General features: G+C 41.8%; 1 protein-coding gene. It reads right to left on the bottom strand.

Annotated features, from left to right (window positions below; translation table 11 throughout):
• Positions 1-7: 7 nt before the first annotated feature.
• Positions 8-130, bottom strand: a complete 123-nt coding sequence (locus CIK04_RS32030; protein WP_080927638.1) for a DUF3265 domain-containing protein — start codon at positions 128-130, stop codon at positions 8-10.
• Positions 131-562: the final 432 nt, after the last annotated feature.

Genomic DNA, 562 nt, shown 5'->3' with positions numbered 1-562 from the left:
TAAGAAGCTAACGCCGCGTTAAGGGGTGAGTGCCGCATAAACCAACCTTCTGCAGACCATTTTCACCACCAAAACTCACTGCAAACCAAAAATGCCACGCGGCATGAATCCCGCTTAAACGCCTTGTTATGCTTAAGCTTCAATGGCTTACGTTTTAATTGAATTAAGATTAACTCGACTTTGATTTACAAACAAAAGCTAAAACGTAGAAAACCGAAATGAATCATAGTTTTGATAATCAGACTTCGGATTTTGGCAAAACTGGTTTGAAGTTTGAAAACCTAGAAATGGATTTCTGATTGAGCCCGCCGCCCTAACCTCGCTCTTGCCCAAAAATTGACTGAGGCAACTCTCCGAGTTTTTAGCGCCAAAGAATGGATGTCCAGAAAATAGCGCTCACAAAAGCCAGCTTGCCGACAAACACAAAACTAGTCAGCCAAGGGAACAAAGAAAAATCATAACCAACTGATTTTACTTGATTAAGCATAACGCCCTGTTAAGGTGTGAGCAACGCAATACCTAAGCCACCGCATAACACCTTAAACACTAAACGCAACGCATA

Source organism: Vibrio sp. 03_296 (genome assembly GCF_002265885.1).
The sequence above is the reverse complement of the archived record's forward strand: the minus strand, read 5'-3'. Positions and strand labels throughout refer to the sequence as shown.